General features: G+C 62.1%; 13 protein-coding genes. 2 read left to right on the top strand and 11 right to left on the bottom strand.

Annotated features, from left to right (window positions below):
* Positions 1 to 31 precede the first annotated feature (31 nt).
* On the bottom strand, positions 32 to 922 hold the full coding sequence (locus JF539_RS00800; RefSeq protein WP_209016943.1) for a PhnD/SsuA/transferrin family substrate-binding protein: 891 nt from the start codon (positions 920 to 922) through the stop codon (positions 32 to 34).
* A gap of 118 nt (positions 923 to 1,040) precedes the next feature.
* Between JF539_RS00800 and JF539_RS00795 the strand changes: the two genes are divergently transcribed.
* On the top strand, positions 1,041 to 1,664 hold the full coding sequence (locus JF539_RS00795) for an HAD family hydrolase (protein ID WP_207138155.1): 624 nt from the start codon (positions 1,041 to 1,043) through the stop codon (positions 1,662 to 1,664).
* Positions 1,665 to 1,684: 20 nt separating this feature from the next.
* Here JF539_RS00795 and JF539_RS00790 read toward each other — a convergent pair whose 3' ends face one another.
* The 7 genes from JF539_RS00790 to JF539_RS00760 form a co-directional block, all read right to left on the bottom strand.
* The gene (locus tag JF539_RS00790; protein WP_207138153.1) at positions 1,685 to 2,713 is read right to left on the bottom strand and encodes a histone deacetylase family protein; all 1,029 of its coding nucleotides are present in this window, start codon (positions 2,711 to 2,713) and stop codon (positions 1,685 to 1,687) included.
* 56 nt (positions 2,714 to 2,769) lie between these two features.
* On the bottom strand, positions 2,770 to 3,768 hold the full coding sequence (locus JF539_RS00785; RefSeq protein ID WP_207138151.1) for an aldose epimerase family protein: 999 nt from the start codon (positions 3,766 to 3,768) through the stop codon (positions 2,770 to 2,772).
* Positions 3,769 to 3,865: 97 nt separating this feature from the next.
* Positions 3,866 to 5,365 (bottom strand): phosphomannomutase/phosphoglucomutase, encoded by a 1,500-nt coding sequence (locus JF539_RS00780; protein WP_207138149.1) that lies wholly within the window; start codon positions 5,363 to 5,365, stop codon positions 3,866 to 3,868.
* An 88-nt stretch (positions 5,366 to 5,453) separates the two neighbouring features.
* Complete coding sequence (locus JF539_RS00775; protein ID WP_207138147.1) at positions 5,454 to 5,966, bottom strand: retropepsin-like aspartic protease family protein; 513 nt, start codon at positions 5,964 to 5,966, stop codon at positions 5,454 to 5,456.
* 67 nt (positions 5,967 to 6,033) lie between these two features.
* The gene (locus tag JF539_RS00770) at positions 6,034 to 6,933 is read right to left on the bottom strand and encodes a ribokinase (protein ID WP_207138145.1); all 900 of its coding nucleotides are present in this window, start codon (positions 6,931 to 6,933) and stop codon (positions 6,034 to 6,036) included.
* A gap of 148 nt (positions 6,934 to 7,081) precedes the next feature.
* Positions 7,082 to 7,711 carry a uracil phosphoribosyltransferase gene (upp, locus tag JF539_RS00765; protein ID WP_207138144.1) on the bottom strand — a complete coding sequence of 210 codons (630 nt, stop codon included), beginning with the start codon at positions 7,709 to 7,711 and terminating at the stop codon, positions 7,082 to 7,084.
* 67 nt (positions 7,712 to 7,778) lie between these two features.
* Positions 7,779 to 9,020, bottom strand: a complete 1,242-nt coding sequence (locus JF539_RS00760) for a DUF1688 family protein (protein WP_207138142.1) — start codon at positions 9,018 to 9,020, stop codon at positions 7,779 to 7,781.
* Between the two features lie 235 nt (positions 9,021 to 9,255).
* Here JF539_RS00760 and JF539_RS00755 point away from each other — a divergent pair, with 235 nt between their 5' ends.
* Entirely contained in the window at positions 9,256 to 10,518 is a 1,263-nt protein-coding gene (locus JF539_RS00755; RefSeq protein WP_207138140.1) for an MFS transporter, read from the top strand.
* An 8-nt stretch (positions 10,519 to 10,526) separates the two neighbouring features.
* Here JF539_RS00755 and JF539_RS00750 read toward each other — a convergent pair whose 3' ends face one another.
* The 3 genes from JF539_RS00750 to deoA are packed head-to-tail and all read right to left on the bottom strand — an operon-like array spanning position 10,527 to position 14,103.
* Complete coding sequence (locus JF539_RS00750; protein WP_207138138.1) at positions 10,527 to 11,519, bottom strand: adenosine deaminase; 993 nt, start codon at positions 11,517 to 11,519, stop codon at positions 10,527 to 10,529.
* Positions 11,520 to 11,528: 9 nt separating this feature from the next.
* A complete protein-coding gene (locus tag JF539_RS00745; RefSeq protein ID WP_207138136.1) occupies positions 11,529 to 12,749 on the bottom strand; it encodes a phosphopentomutase in 1,221 nt (406 codons plus the stop codon).
* 37 nt (positions 12,750 to 12,786) lie between these two features.
* Positions 12,787 to 14,103: a thymidine phosphorylase gene (gene deoA / locus JF539_RS00740; RefSeq protein WP_207138134.1), complete on the bottom strand. Its 1,317-nt coding sequence runs from the start codon at positions 14,101 to 14,103 to the stop codon at positions 12,787 to 12,789.
* Positions 14,104 to 14,105: the final 2 nt, after the last annotated feature.

Raw genomic sequence — 14,105 nt, 5'->3', positions numbered from 1 at the left:
AGCTGCCATCCAACCGCTGCTTGTCAGGCCGTCAATCCAGTACCGCGGCGAACTCGTCCTCGTAGGTGCGCAGGACCGGTCGGTAATCGCCGTGGGTAACCGGTTCGAAGCCGCCAAGCAGGTCCGGCTCGATCGCCAGGTAAGCGTCCGGCGCCTCCCGGCGCAGATCCATCAGGCCGGCGCGCAGGCGGCGTTTCAGTGCGTCGGGAAGATCCTTGTGCAACGTGTGGGCGGAATAGGGGATCGGAGGAGAGCGCCAGACAATTTCCAGGTCCTCGAAATCCCGTCCACCGGAAATGTAGTAATCGTTCAAGGTGCCCGCCGTGTAGCCGTTCTTGGCCTCTCCGGCCAGCGAAGACCAGGCAAAAGCCGCCTGGACCCGGTCGTCCATGACTGCCCGCACCGCCTCGACCGGATCCTGCATCTCCACCAAAGCCCCGAAATGCTTTCTGACATCGACACCGTCCGCAGCCAGATTGGCCAGAGGAACCCGGTAACCGGTCACGGTCTGCTTGCCGCCAATGGCCAGCCGCCCACCCTTGAGACCGTCGAGGGTGATCTTGTCTCCCTCTTTCCGCTTTCCAACCAGGATAGCGTAGAACCTGGCGGGAAAATCGTCCGGCCCCGCGGTGACCAGCGGTTCAACACAGGCGCACAGCCGATAGCTGGCGGCATATGCGGAAGGAGACAGGCGCACGTAATCGACACGCCCGGATGAGATTGCTTCGACGGCGTCTCCGAGGGTATCCAGCAGGAACAGATCGACCGGCAGGTCCGCGATTTCCTCAAGTGCAAACCGGAAGGGTTCGACCCTTTGACGGGCGTCTTCCTCCGCCGCGACAACGATCCCGAGCCGCAGCCGGTCCGGCATGCCCGCGTCATCCTGCGCATTGACGCCCTGAGGCAGAATGGCGACAAGCAAAAGGAAAAGAAGCCTGCGAACACACGCTTGTCCGCCTGCCATAAACCCGACATGACCTTTACTTAAAGCTTGCAATACCAAGTCCCGCCTGTACGCCCCCGCCCGATTGGATGACCCTATGAACGCTCCTGTCACGACCGTCGTCTTCGATATAGGCAACGTCCTGATCGAATGGAATCCGGATTATCTTTATCGCCGGCTCATTCCCGACGCGCAGGAACGGAAAATTTTCCTGGAAACAATCTGCACGCCGGATTGGAATCTGCAACAGGATATGGGCCGTTCGTGGGCAGAAGCTGTTGAAACTCTCTCGCGGAAACATCCGGAACACTCCGGACTGATCGCCGCCTATTCCGAGCACTGGCAGGAGATGGTTCCAGGTGAGGTCCCTGGCACGCCCGCCATTCTGCGGGAGCTCAAGGAAGCCAACGTCCCTCTCTTTGCCATCACCAACTTCTCGTCCGAGAAATTCGCCGAGGCCGAAATCCGGTTTCCGTTTCTGGCCGACAGTTTTCTGGATGTGGTCGTGTCGGGACACGAACGGCAGGTCAAGCCCGGTTCCCGGATCTATGAAATCCTGTGCGAACGCAACGGCCTGAGCGCGCAGTCCTGCTTTTTCATCGACGATTCGGAACCGAATGTGGCCACGGCCCGCCGCCTCGGAATGACCGCTCACCACTTCAAGACCGCGGACGCACTCAGGCGCGAGCTGGAGACGCTCGGTCTGCTATCCGCCGACTGACCGTTTGAAGTATCCGCGCTCTAACGGCCAAAGCCTTCCAGCACGTTGACGCAATTCGTGCCCAGGGCATCGACCGCGTAGCCGCCCTCCATCAGGAAGGCGGTCGGAACACCCGCTTTCGCGAGCCGCTCTCCCAGGCGGAAATAGTCGTCGCTCTTGAACCTGAATTTCGAGATCGGGTCTCTTTCGAAGCAGTCCATGCCCAGCGAGACGATCAGCGCGTCCGGCTTGTAAACCAGGAGCCAGCGGCAGGCTTCTTCAAGCGCCGGGGTGTACCCTTCCCAGTCGGTTCCAAGCGGCAGCGGCCAATTGCGCGTGAAGCCGGTGCCCGCGCGCTCGCCGGTTTCGTCCGCGTAGCCCAGATAATAGGGAAACTCGTCCTTCGGGTCGGCATGAATGGACAGGAACAGGATATCCGGCCGGTCGTAGAACAGAGCCTGCGTCCCGTTGCCGTGATGGTAGTCGACATCGAGGATCGCGATCCGGTTCAAACCGTAGTCGCGCAGGTATTGCGCCGCGACCGCCGCATTGTTGAAAAAGCAGTAGCCCCCGAAAAAGTCGAAACCGGCATGGTGACCGGGTGGGCGGCACAGGGCGAAGACAGACTGCTCCCCGTCCAAAATCATTCTTGCGGCGGTCAAGGCCGTATCGGCGGAGGCCCGCGCCGCCTGATAGGTGTGTTCGCCAACCGGCGTTCCCGCGTCCATCGAGTAACGCCCGAGAAGACCGTCAATCTGCTGAACCGCGATATCCGACCGCAGGCTGCGGATAGGCCAAACGAACGGAAAGGCTTCCTTCGAGCGGCCCGCGGCCGTCCATTTGTCCCAGAAACCTTCCAGAAACGTGACATAATCCGGGCTGTGGACCCGATGCAGCGGCCGGATCGGAAACTCCTGCGGCGCGACAACGTCACCCAACTGACGTTCCCTGACAGTCCTGAGCACGATTTCGGCCCGGCTCGGGATCTCAACGGCCGGCATGAGCTCGCCGTCGGAAATCTCCTGTTTCGGCGTGTGCGCGAGCTGGCTTTCTGAAAAAACCGTCTTCACAAACTGTCCCCAAGTTCCATTTCAGACCCCAGTGGGCCGCACCATCTTAAACCGTTTCAGGAAAAACGGAATTCCGTGACGTGACTATAGGTCTCGCCGGGTCTCAACAAGACGTCCGGAAACGCTTCCTGATTGACCCCGTCCGGCCAACGCTGAGCTTCGAGGCACAGACCGGCGTGCGGGCCGTAGCGTTTTCCACCGAGGCCGGACACAGGTATATCTAACTTTCCGGCGTCATAAAATTGTAAACCGGGCTCCGTCGTCCAGACTTCCATGCGCCGGTCGCCGCTGCCGTCTTCCAGGGCTGCGGCAAACCGCACGCTATCGCGTCCTTCGCCGGCAAGACAGAAATTGTGATCGAAAATCACGTTTTCCTCTCCGGGCTTGCGGCGAACCTTGCGGCCGTTACGGAAATCGTAAGGTGTCCAGGCAACCTTCCGGATTTCGCCGGTCGGAATGAAGTGTTCATCGACGGGCAGATATTCTTCGGCGTCGATCTCCAGCGTGTGATCCAGAATGGTTTCGCTGCCGTCGAGATTGAAATAACTGTGCTGAGTGAGGTTGACCGGCGTCACCCTGTCGGTCGTCGCCGACATTTTCACCCGCAGGGCGCCCGACCCGGTCAATGTATAGCGCACAAGGGCTTCCACACGGCCCGGGTAGCCCATGTCACCGTCTTCGGAGACCCGTTTCAGAAGGACACTCGCCTTGTCCGACTGCTCCAGTTGCCAGATCCTTTGGGAAAATCCTTTCGATCCGCCGTGCAGGTGGGTCCGTCCCACCTCGTTCAGGTCGAGCTGGTGGACGACGCCTTCGATCGTCATCTTTCCGCCAGCGATCCGGTTGGCGCAGCGCCCGGCAATCGCCCCGAAATAGGGCGAATGATCGAGATAGCAGTTCAGGTCATCGAACCCGAGGACGACCGTCTGTCCTTCCACCTTCAGATCGCGGACGATCGCGCCGAATGTCAGAACGGATGCCTCGAGGGAGCCTTTTCTTAAAACGATCTCCTTAACGGGCGTGCCGTCGGGCAAAATCCCGAAGTCCTTGATCATTGAATTCTCCGTTCAGACCCGCCGGTTCCCGGCACCCGCCGAGACGCAAAAAAGGCGGCGGGATGATCCGCCGCCTTCGCCCAAAAGGTCAAGTCCCTTAAAGCGTCTGGTTATATTCGCCGACTTCCGGGTTCTCGCGCAGAACGCCGTCCACCGCCTTGAACATGTCGTGCAGCCGTTCCTCGGAGACCGGGCTCTCGACCACGACGACGAGTTCCGGCTTGTTGGACGAAGCCCGGACCAGTCCCCAAGTGCCGTCCTCGGAGACGACACGCACGCCATTGACCGTAATCAGATCGGTGATGGACTGACCGGCGACCGTCTCGCCTTTCGCCTTCATGTCCTGGAACTTCGCGACCACCCGCTCGACCACATCGTACTTGATTTCGTCGGCGCATTTCGGCGCCATGGTCGGCGAGCCCCAGGTCTTCGGCAGATCCCGGCGCAGGTCGGCCATGGTCTTGTCCGGGTTGCGGTCCAGCATGTCGAGAATGGCGATCGCCGAGACAAGACCGTCGTCATACCCGCGGCCGATCGGCTTGTTAAAGAAATAGTGGCCGGACTTTTCAAAACCGACAATGGCGTTCAGGTCGGTCACCCGCCGCTTGATGTAGGAATGGCCTGTCTTGAAGTAGTCGGTCTTGGCGCCGTTGGCCTGCAGGACAGGATCGGTGTTGAACAGACCGGTGGACTTCACGTCCACGACGAACTGGCTTCCCGGGTGCAGCGCGGAGATGTCACGGGCGAGCATGACGCCGACCTTGTCGGCGAAGATCTCCTCGCCTTCATTGTCGACGACGCCGCAGCGATCGCCGTCGCCGTCGAAGCCGAGACCGACTTCCGCGCCCGTCTCCAGGACCTTGTCCCGGAGCGCATGCAGCATCTTCATGTCTTCCGGGTTCGGATTGTAGCGCGGGAACGAGTGGTCCAGCTCAGCGTCCAGCGGGATGACTTCCGCCCCCAGCGCTTCCAGGATCTTCGGCGCGAAGGCTCCCGCCGTGCCGTTGCCGCAAGCCGCCACGATCTTGATCGGCCGTTTCAGTTTCGCCCGTTCGATCAGGTCTTTCGCGTAAACATCGGCGAAACCGTCAACGAAACGATAGCTGCCGCCGCCCTTCAGTTCGAAAGCCGCTTCAAGAACGATTTCCTTCAAGCGGCCCATCTCGTCCGGGCCGAAGGTCAGCGGCCGGTCGATGCCCATCTTGACGCCGGTCCAGCCGTTGTCGTTGTGGGACGCGGTGACCATGGCAACGGCCGGCACGTCCAGTGCGAACTGCGCGAAATAGGCCATCGGCGAGAGGGCCAGGCCGATGTCGTGAACGTTGACGCCGGCGGCGAGAAGACCGTTGATGACGGCCATCTTGATGGATGAGGAATAGCTGCGGAAGTCGTGGCCGACGACGATGTCGGGCCGCACCCCACGCTCGTGGATGAGCGTACCGATGCCCATGCCGAGCGCCTGCATGCCCATGAGATTGATTTCTTTCTCGAAGAGCCAACGGGCGTCGTATTCCCGGAAGCCGGTGGGTTTCACCATCGGCAGCGTCTCATACTCAAGGGTGTTCGGCGTCAAACTCGGAAGGGGTTTGGGAAACATCAAAGCCTCTCACATGAAGGAAATTAAAAGGGGGACAATCTGACAACCCGCAGTGCAAGCATCTAATACCAAGGATTGTCGATAATAGTTACTGGACCAGTAAGAGAGTGCCATCCGAAATGTCAAATCGCTCCAGCTTGTTGAAGACGGACATGCCGAGCAATGGCTGCCCCAGTCCGTGACCTTCAAGGACGCTTGCCTCGACATCCTTCAAGCGGATATCGCCGATACGCACCTCGTCGACCATGGTTCTGGCCACTCGGGTGACGCCGTTTGCAGTCCTAGCCTGATACTTATAATCTGAAGGTTGCAGAAATATGCCAATGTCCTCCGCAACATCTTCCGGCAGAGCGATGACCGTGGCTCCGGTGTCAACCAGCATGTCCACACGCCGGCCGTTCAGACGCACCTCAGTGTAAAAATGTCCGTCCCGGCTTTTCGATATCCGGTGAATCCGTTCCCCGGCATCCTCGCCGGATGATGCCACGTAGGAAGAAGACGGATCGCCATCGGCGCCACTCGACAGATACCCTTCGATCAGGTCCGGCACGAAAGGAGCGGCGCCCGCACAGACCAGAAGAACGACCACAAACCGGAACATGACGGCCTCGACGATTTCAAGTGAACGGTCGAATACCAAAGTTTCCTTAGCGGCCGGTAAAACCGGTTCAGACAATTTGATCCGCCAGCCGGGCGATAGCGCCGGCTTCCGGCGCGCCGGACTGGGCCCCCGTCACCGTGCAGGCAAGCGCACCGGCCGCGATCCCCTCCTTCACGGCACGCTCGAATGGCCGTCCCAGGTCAAGGGCGGCGGCAAGCGCCCCGCAAAAGGCATCGCCCGCGCCGGTCGTGTCGACGGCTTTTATCCGGGGCGCTTTCAGGCGCAGGCGCTGATCGCCTTGTCCTGCGGCAACCCCTTCTGCTCCAAGGGTCACGACAACGGCTCGTGAGGGAGCGGCAAACCGCTCGATAAATCCGTCCGCATCGCCTTTCAGACCATGGCGCCGGCCGATTTCCAGGGCTTCGGTCTCGTTCACCACAAGCAGCGAGAGCGCCTCGAAGCAGGTGGAAAGATCGCCCTCAGGAACCGGCGCCGGGTTCCAGCAAACCGCGGCGCCCGCTTCCCTGGCCAGCAGTATAGCCGCTCCGATCTGATCGAAAGACGCCTCGCCCTGCACCATCAGGGTGTCCCGCGAACCAAGCACGGGCTTCAGCCAGTCGGCCTGAACCCGGGCGTTGGTTCCCCTCGCGACGAGGATCTGGTTTTCACCTTCCGGGTCGACCGCGATGAAGGCCAGACCGGTCGAGCCGTCGAGGGACCTGACACCGGAAAGATCCACGCCCGTTTTCTGGAGGTTGGCCAGGGCCAATTCGGCGAAAGCGTCCTGTCCGACGGCGCCGATCAGTCTGACATCGGCTCCGGCACGCCTTGCCGCCAGCGCCTGATTGGCACCCTTGCCACCGGGGAAGGTCTGGTGATCCGGTCCGCTGACCGTTTCCCCGGGCCTCGGCAGGCGCGGCACGGCAACGACCAGATCCAGGTTGATGGAGCCGAAAACGGTGATCATGCTCTGTTTCCTCTCCCGCCGGAGGCCTTTGCAGAACCCAAGTCTCTTGAGTTACAGGCACCGCGTGTCAGGCGTCCTCCCGGACGAGCTTTGGCGCAGAGCCGGGAGGACGAAGGCGATGTTTTGTGCAGGCTCTTCCGCCAACCGCTTACTTGGTGCCGTACATCCTGTCGCCGGCATCGCCCAATCCGGGGACGATATAGCCTTTTTCATTCAGCTTCTCGTCGATTGCCGCGGTGTAGATCGGCACATCGGGGTGCATTTCGTTGAACTTCGCCACGCCCTCGGGGGCACCCAGAAGGCACAGGAAACGGATGTTGTTCGCGCCGCGTTCCTTCAGCTTCTGGACGGCGGCGATGGCGGAATTGGCGGTCGCCAGCATCGGATCGACGACAATGACCAGGCGTTCGTTCAGATCTTCCGGCGCCTTGAAATAATATTCGACCGGGTGGAGCGTTTCGGGGTCTCTGTAAAGACCGATATGCGCGACCCGCGCCGACGGCACCAGTTCCAGCATGCCTTCAAGCAGGCCGTTGCCGGCACGCAGCACGGAGGCGAACACCAGCTTCTTGCCGGCAAGCGTCGGTGCCTGCATTTCAGCGAGCGGCGTCTCGATCGTATGGTGGACGAGCGGCAGATCCCTTGTCACCTCGTAGCACAGGAGGGTCGAAATCTCCCGCAAGAGACGCCGAAAGCCCTGAGTGGACGTTCCCTTGTCGCGCATGATGCTCAGTTTGTGCTGGACCAGCGGATGGCTGATGACATTGGCTCCGGACATATCTGCCTCTCTTGTGACGGGCCCACCGATACGCGGGCCCTAGTTGCTCTTTTGCTATGTTCGGGACCTATGCCCCGAACGGCAACCAAAAAACAGACCCCGGATTGAGGTAGTGCCCGAATTTCTTCGCCAGATCCGGGTTCTTGTCCAAAATCCGGCGCCCCGCCCGGCTGGTTCCGCCTTCCAGAATGCAGGTCAGCGGCAATTGCTCCGCCGAAACATCCATGCCTTCGCGCAGCTTTTCGGCAAGCTTGTCAGTGAGCGCGATCGCGCCGCTTCTGATCTCGATCATTCTGTCGAGCGCATCTTCAGGCGGCAGCTCCTGCGCATCGGTCCGGATCTCGAGCGCACCCGTCCGGGTAAACAGCGCCACATGCGCAAGATCCGCTGGCGCCGTAAGCCGGTCGAGACCGGCAACCTCCACCCCGGCCCATGCGAGGGGTTCGACCAGGGAATAGACCATGTCCTGGGCGGCCGTGTGGAACGGTACGATGGCACCTCCCTCCGTACCGGCCAGTGCGGAGTGGCCGAAACCGTCGCCGAGCAGGACGTCGCCCGATTGCGCGCCCCCCGTCCAGACCGGCGCGAGCGCTTCCAGCAGATTGTCCATGAGCTTGACCGCGTCCACCGTGCCATTGCCTTCCCGGGCATGGCCGACGGCCAGCAGCCCGGGTCGCGTTGCCTTTCCTTCGCCGAACAGGTCTGGCCGCAGAGACAGGGCCTCTCCAAAGAGCTTCAGATGCCGTTGCATCTCCTCCAGAAAATCCCCCGCCTGATGCCGGTCCCATTGCAGGCCGGAGCTCAGTTCCGCCTTGTCCAGATAGATCAGCGTGTCGGCGTCCACCCGGTAGGGGTCCTCCATGGCGCTTGAGAACGAACCGGAGGTAAACATGTGAAAGGCGGCGAGCGCGGAGGCCTGACCGCCTGTCGCCGCGGTTTCGGTCATCCGGTCTTCGAAGCGCCAGTCCGCCGGATGACGCGTTTTCATGAAAGAGGCGAGAACCGCGAGGTCGGCCGCGGCCGTCAGCATGTCTTCAGCCGTTTCAAAAGCCCGGACACCGGCGAGCGCCGCCCAGCGATCGATCCCGCCGACCTCGAAATCCCGCCAGATCCCGTATGGCGGGATCTGGCCGTCAGGATAGTTTTCCTTCGTTGTATCGAAAACGGCTTCAACCGCCGCATCGAGCTTCTGAAGATCCGTCTTCACATGCCGGAGTTCTCCGCATGACGACAGATCGAGCAGGCGATGGGCCTGCCGGCGCACCTCCTCTGGCTGAAACAGGTCCAGGGCTGAAGTCGAAGGGCTCATTGAAAATAATCCTATTGAATGGTCTTGCCTAAAAAAGCGCCACATCCGGCACGTTCTCTCACCATAAACTTGTCAAACCGGATCGTCATTGGCCATCATTGGCGGAAGCTGTTGAGAATCGGGCCTTCGCCGCAGTTCGGACGCAAATTCCTGCGAGACGCGCGCGGCCAACGGCCGGTTTGCCAGCGGCGTTCGTAACGTGCCAAAGCCATTATCCGTCCCGCCTGGATTTTTCATGTCCTCAGTTGTCTCCATTATCGCCCTGTTGTTCGGATCCGGCCTCCTGCTGCTCGCGGGCGGTCTCCACGGCCTTCTCCTTCCGCTCGCCGGTCTCGCCGAAGGGTTTTCCGACGCCTCTCTCGGTTTGCTAGGAGCCGGCTGGGCGCTCGGTTACATGGGCGGCTGCCTGGGGGTCCCCATCATCGTGAAGCGGGTCGGTCATGTGCGCACCTTCGGCGCGCTTGCCTCGCTGGCCGGCATCACGGTGTTGCTCAACCTGCTGTTCATGAATGCCGGCATCTGGATCGTGCTGAGGGCGATTACCGGCTTCTGTTTTTCCGGCGCGGCGATGATCGTCGAAAGCTGGCTGAACGAGCGCGCCACTCATGAGACCCGCGGACGGATCTTCGGGATCTATACGATGATCAATCTGGGAGCGACGACCGCCGGGCAGATGCTCCTGACCCTTGGGTCGCCGTCCGGCTATTTCTTCTTCGTTCTCGGGTCGATCATCTATTCGCTCTCCCTGCTGCCGACCGCACTGTCGACGGCGGCCTCGCCGCAGCCTCTGACCCAGGCCAAGCTCAATCCGAAGAAGCTTTGGGACAATTCCCCCATCGCCGTTGTCGCCGTCTTCATGGTCGGTGTGTCGAACGGCTCCTTCGGCACGCTGGGGGCCGTCTATGGCCGCCGGATCGGGCTCGACGTCCCGGACATCGCGATCATGATGAGCCTGGCGCTGCTTGCCGGCGCCCTGATCCAGATCCCCGTCGGCATGCTCTCCGACCGTCTCGACCGGCGTCTCGTTCTGGTCGGCCTCGCGCTGGCGGCCATGTCGCTCGGCTCCAGCCTGTCGCTTTTCGGCGGCGGCAACGCGGTCGCCACGGTCGCGCTGATCGCGGGGTTCGGCGGAGTGGTCTATTCCATGTATCCGGTGATCGTCGCCCACGCGAGCGACCATGCGGAGGCCGGCGATTTTCTGCGTATCAGCGGCGGTCTTCTCTTGATCTTCGGAACCGGCACCATGGTCGGGCCGCTGCTGGCCTCCGGCCTGATGACCTTCACTTATCCAGGTGCCCTGTTCCAGGTTACGGCGGCGGCCCACCTTTCGATGATGCTGTTCGCCCTCTGGCGGATGCGTCAGCGGGCACCGGTCAGTGCGGACGAGAAATCCGAGTTCGTACCGGTCGTTTCCACCGCGCAGATCACGACACCGGAAACGGTGGTTCTCGATCCGCGCTCGGAGGCGGAGGCGGACGAGAGCGGCGCGGATATTTAGATCCCCGTCTACCGTGCCGCGCTGTCCAGGCGCACCAGCAGCCGGTTCTTCGTGGCCGGATCGCAGAAGGCGGCTTCTATCGCGGTTCTCGTGACGCTCATCAGGTCGTCGAAAGACCAGCCGAATGTGTCCGCGACGGAGGCGTATTCCCGGCCGAGCGTGGTGCCGAAGAAAGGGGGATCGTCGGAATTGATCGTGATCTTCACCCCTTCCCGGCGCAGGATATTGACGGGATGAAAGCGCAGATGGGTGTAGACGCCGAGGGCGATGTTCGATCCCGGGCAGACCTCCAGAACGACGCCCTCTTCGGCAAGCCGTCTGACAAGATCCTTGTCCTCGATCGCGCGCACGCCATGGCCTATGCGCTTGACGCGCAGGAATTCCAGCGCCGCGACAATGCTCTCCGGACCGGCAAACTCACCCGCATGGGCCGTGGTGCCGAGACCGGCCTCTGACGCCATCCGGAAGGCCTTGGCGAAATTCGCCGGATGGCCGGAGCGTTCGTCGCCGGCCAGGCCGAAACCCGTTACCAGCGGATGCGGATTGCCGATGACGTCCTTGACCACCCGTTCGACGGCGGCCGCACCGAAATGGCGGACGCCGATCGCGATCATCCGGCCTTCGATCGCCGTGTCGGTCTTGGCCCGTTCCATGCCGGCCGCCAGGCCCTCGACATAGGACCGGTAGGAAAGGCCCGCTGCCTGGGCATGGTCTGGAGAGATGAAGATCTCGCCGTAGATCGCGCCTTCCGCGGCCAGCATGCGAAAGTAGGTTTCAGACAACAAAGCGTAGTCGGACGGGGTCTTGAACACGGCGCTGGCGGCATCGTAGGCCTTCAGGAAAGACGAAAAGTCCGACCAGATGAATTTTCCATTGCCGTTCAGAACGTGGGACAGATCGATACCGTGTTGCTCGGCCAGCCGCTTGACCAGGGTCGGCGGCGCGGCACCTTCGATGTGGCAATGCAGTTCCGCCTTGGGAACCGTAACGGGAACGATCATGAACGGGGCCTATAAGAAACTTGTTCCGTGTGAACCGAGAGCGATACCGAGGTGATGGGCGACGCTTTCGCCGATGTCCGCGTAGGTCTTGCGGGCGCCGATGCATTTCCCCCGGAAACCCGGTCCCGTCGCCAGAACCGGCACATGCTCGCGCGTGTGGTCCGTACCCCGCCAGGTCGGATCGCAGCCGTGATCGGCGGTCAGGACCAGGATGTCGCCGTCCTTCATCGCGGAGATCATCTCCGGCAGGCGGCGGTCGAACGCTTCCAGGGCCGCCGCATATCCGGGCACATCGCGCCGGTGGCCGAAGAGCATGTCGAAATCGACGAAATTCGTGAACACCAGATCGCCGTCCTGCGCCGCATCCATGGCCTCCAGCGTCTTGTCGAACAACCGGTCGTTCCCTGCGCCTTTTAAAACCTTCGACACGCCCTGATGGGCAAAGATGTCGGAAATCTTGCCGATGCCATAGACGGTCCGGCCCTCGTTCGTCAGGCGGTCAAGGAGTGTCGGTTCCGGCGGAAGAACGGAATAGTCGCGCCGGTTGGCGGTCCGTTCGAACGTGTCGGCCGTTTCGCCCACAAACGGGCGGGCGATCACCCGGCCGATATTGTAGGGATCGGCCAGTTCGCGTGTCGCCTCGCAAAGGCCATAGAGGCGGTCCAGGCCGAAGTGCTGTTCATGGGCGGCAATCTGGATGACGGAATCCGCCGAAGTGTAGACGATCGGCTTGCCGGTCCGGATGTGCTCTTCCCCGAGTTCCGCGATGATCACGGTGCCGGATGCGTGCTTGTTGCCGAGAATGCCGTCCACCCCGCCTTTTTCGCAGATCCCTTCGACCAGTTCGCCGGGAAAGGACGGAACGGTATCCGGGAAATAGCCCCAGTCGAAGAGGACGGGAACGCCGGCGATTTCCCAGTGACCGGACGGTGTGTCCTTGCCCTTGGAGACTTCCTCGGCGTAGCCCCAAAGGCCCTCCGGGTCTCCGGAAAAACTCAGGCCGGGAATGTCCTTGCCGGTTGAAAGCCGTCCGGCGGCCCCCAATCCGAGCCGGTCCATGTTGGGCACGTTCAAAGGCCCCTGCCGGAGCCCGTCCCTGTCGCCCGCGCCGGCAGCGCAGCGTTCGGCGATGTGTCCGAGCGTGTCCGAGCCGGCATCGCCAAAAGCCGCTGCATCGGCGGCCCCGCCGACACCGAAACTGTCCAGCACGCACAAAATTGCCCGAGGCATGACCTCTCCTTAAGTTCCCCTTGGAAGCCGATGACGGCTACGGCGCGATCCGCTCCACCACGGTGGGCCTGTCGGCGACTTCCGCCGCGCCACCGAGTGTATAGGCTTTGCGCAGGATGTTCGCGGCGGTTTCAGCGTCTTCCTCGGTTTTCGCGTGAACGATCGCCAGGGGTGCATCTGCGTCCACCCTATTGCCGACACCGGCGAGGCTCGTCAGTCCGACGGATGGGTCGATGACATCCTCGGGCGCCTTGCGGCCACCGCCCAGCGTGACCACGGCCACGCCGACCGCCCGGGCGTCGACCGCGGTAACTGTGCCCTCCCGATCCGCGTAGACCGGCGCCTCGACAGGCGCCCTGGCGAGATAAAGCTCCGCCTTTTCCAGAAAGTCGGCCGGACCGCCGAGCGCATGCACCATCTGAGCGAATTTTTCCGCCGCCTTGCCGCTCTCGAAGGCCTGGCGCATCATCCCGGCGCCGGCTTCGGCATCCGGTGCCAGACCGCCGGAGGCAAGCAACTCCCCCCCTTGGGCAACCGCCACGTCCCAAAGACGGTTGTCGATGGCGTTGCCTTTCAGGAAATCGACCGCGTTCTGCATTTCCACCGCGTTTCCTGCGGCGGACGCAAGCGGTTCGTTCATGTCGGTGATGAGGGCCGTCGTCTTGAGCCCGGCGCCGTTGGCGACCCGAACCAGGCTTTCCGCCAGTCCGCGCGCGTCTTCCAGCGTCGCCATGAAGGCGCCCGTCCCCCATTTCACATCGAGCACCAGCCCCTGAAGTCCGGCGGCGAGCTTTTTAGACAGGATGGAGGCGGTGATGAGATCGATGCTTTCCACGGTGCCCGTCACGTCGCGGATGGCATAGAATCGTTTATCGGCCGGAGCCAGGTTGCCGGTCTGGCCGATGATGGCGCAGCCGACCTCGCGCACCACCTTGCGGAAAAGACCCGTGTCCGGCTGTGTCCGGTAACCCGGAATGCTGTCGAACTTGTCGAGCGTCCCACCGGTATGCCCCAGTCCGCGCCCGGAGATCATGGGAACGGCCGCCCCGCAGGCGGCCAGCGCGGGGGCCAGCATCAGGGAGACGTTGTCGCCGACCCCGCCGGTCGAATGCTTGTCGAGGACCGGCGCGTCGATGCCCTGCCAGTCCAGAACGTCGCCGCTGTCGCGCATCGCCAGCGTCAGGGCGACCCGCTCATCGACGGAGAGACCTCGAAAGAAAATCGCCATGGCGAGCGCGGCGACCTGCCCTTCCGTGACCGAGCCGTCGGACAGGCCCGTCACGAAGAACGCGATTTCCTCGGCGTCGAGGACACCGCCGTCCCGCTTCTTCCGAATGATTTCCTGGGGCAGCATGG

It is taken from the genome of Roseibium aggregatum (assembly GCF_017309185.1).
Taxonomy (GTDB): Bacteria; Pseudomonadota; Alphaproteobacteria; order Rhizobiales; family Stappiaceae; genus Roseibium; species Roseibium aggregatum_B.
Note: the sequence above shows the minus strand (reverse complement) of the source record. Positions and strands in the feature narration are given on the sequence as shown.

What these genes read in the sequence shown, in the direction of transcription:
- JF539_RS00795 (WP_207138155.1), top strand. Translation starts at nt 1,041, where the DNA reads ATGAACGCTCCTGTCACGACCGTCGTCTTCGATATAGGCAACGTCCTG.
- JF539_RS00785 (WP_207138151.1), bottom strand. Translation starts at nt 3,768, where the DNA reads ATGATCAAGGACTTCGGGATTTTGCCCGACGGCACGCCCGTTAAGGAG.
- JF539_RS00780 (WP_207138149.1), bottom strand. Translation starts at nt 5,365, where the DNA reads ATGTTTCCCAAACCCCTTCCGAGTTTGACGCCGAACACCCTTGAGTAT.
- JF539_RS00775 (WP_207138147.1), bottom strand. Translation starts at nt 5,966, where the DNA reads ATGTTCCGGTTTGTGGTCGTTCTTCTGGTCTGTGCGGGCGCCGCTCCT.
- JF539_RS00770 (WP_207138145.1), bottom strand. Translation starts at nt 6,933, where the DNA reads ATGATCACCGTTTTCGGCTCCATCAACCTGGATCTGGTCGTTGCCGTG.
- upp (WP_207138144.1), bottom strand. Translation starts at nt 7,711, where the DNA reads ATGTCCGGAGCCAATGTCATCAGCCATCCGCTGGTCCAGCACAAACTG.
- JF539_RS00760 (WP_207138142.1), bottom strand. Translation starts at nt 9,020, where the DNA reads ATGAGCCCTTCGACTTCAGCCCTGGACCTGTTTCAGCCAGAGGAGGTG.
- JF539_RS00755 (WP_207138140.1), top strand. Translation starts at nt 9,256, where the DNA reads ATGTCCTCAGTTGTCTCCATTATCGCCCTGTTGTTCGGATCCGGCCTC.
- JF539_RS00750 (WP_207138138.1), bottom strand. Translation starts at nt 11,519, where the DNA reads ATGATCGTTCCCGTTACGGTTCCCAAGGCGGAACTGCATTGCCACATC.
- JF539_RS00745 (WP_207138136.1), bottom strand. Translation starts at nt 12,749, where the DNA reads ATGCCTCGGGCAATTTTGTGCGTGCTGGACAGTTTCGGTGTCGGCGGG.
- deoA (WP_207138134.1), bottom strand. Translation starts at nt 14,103, where the DNA reads ATGCTGCCCCAGGAAATCATTCGGAAGAAGCGGGACGGCGGTGTCCTC.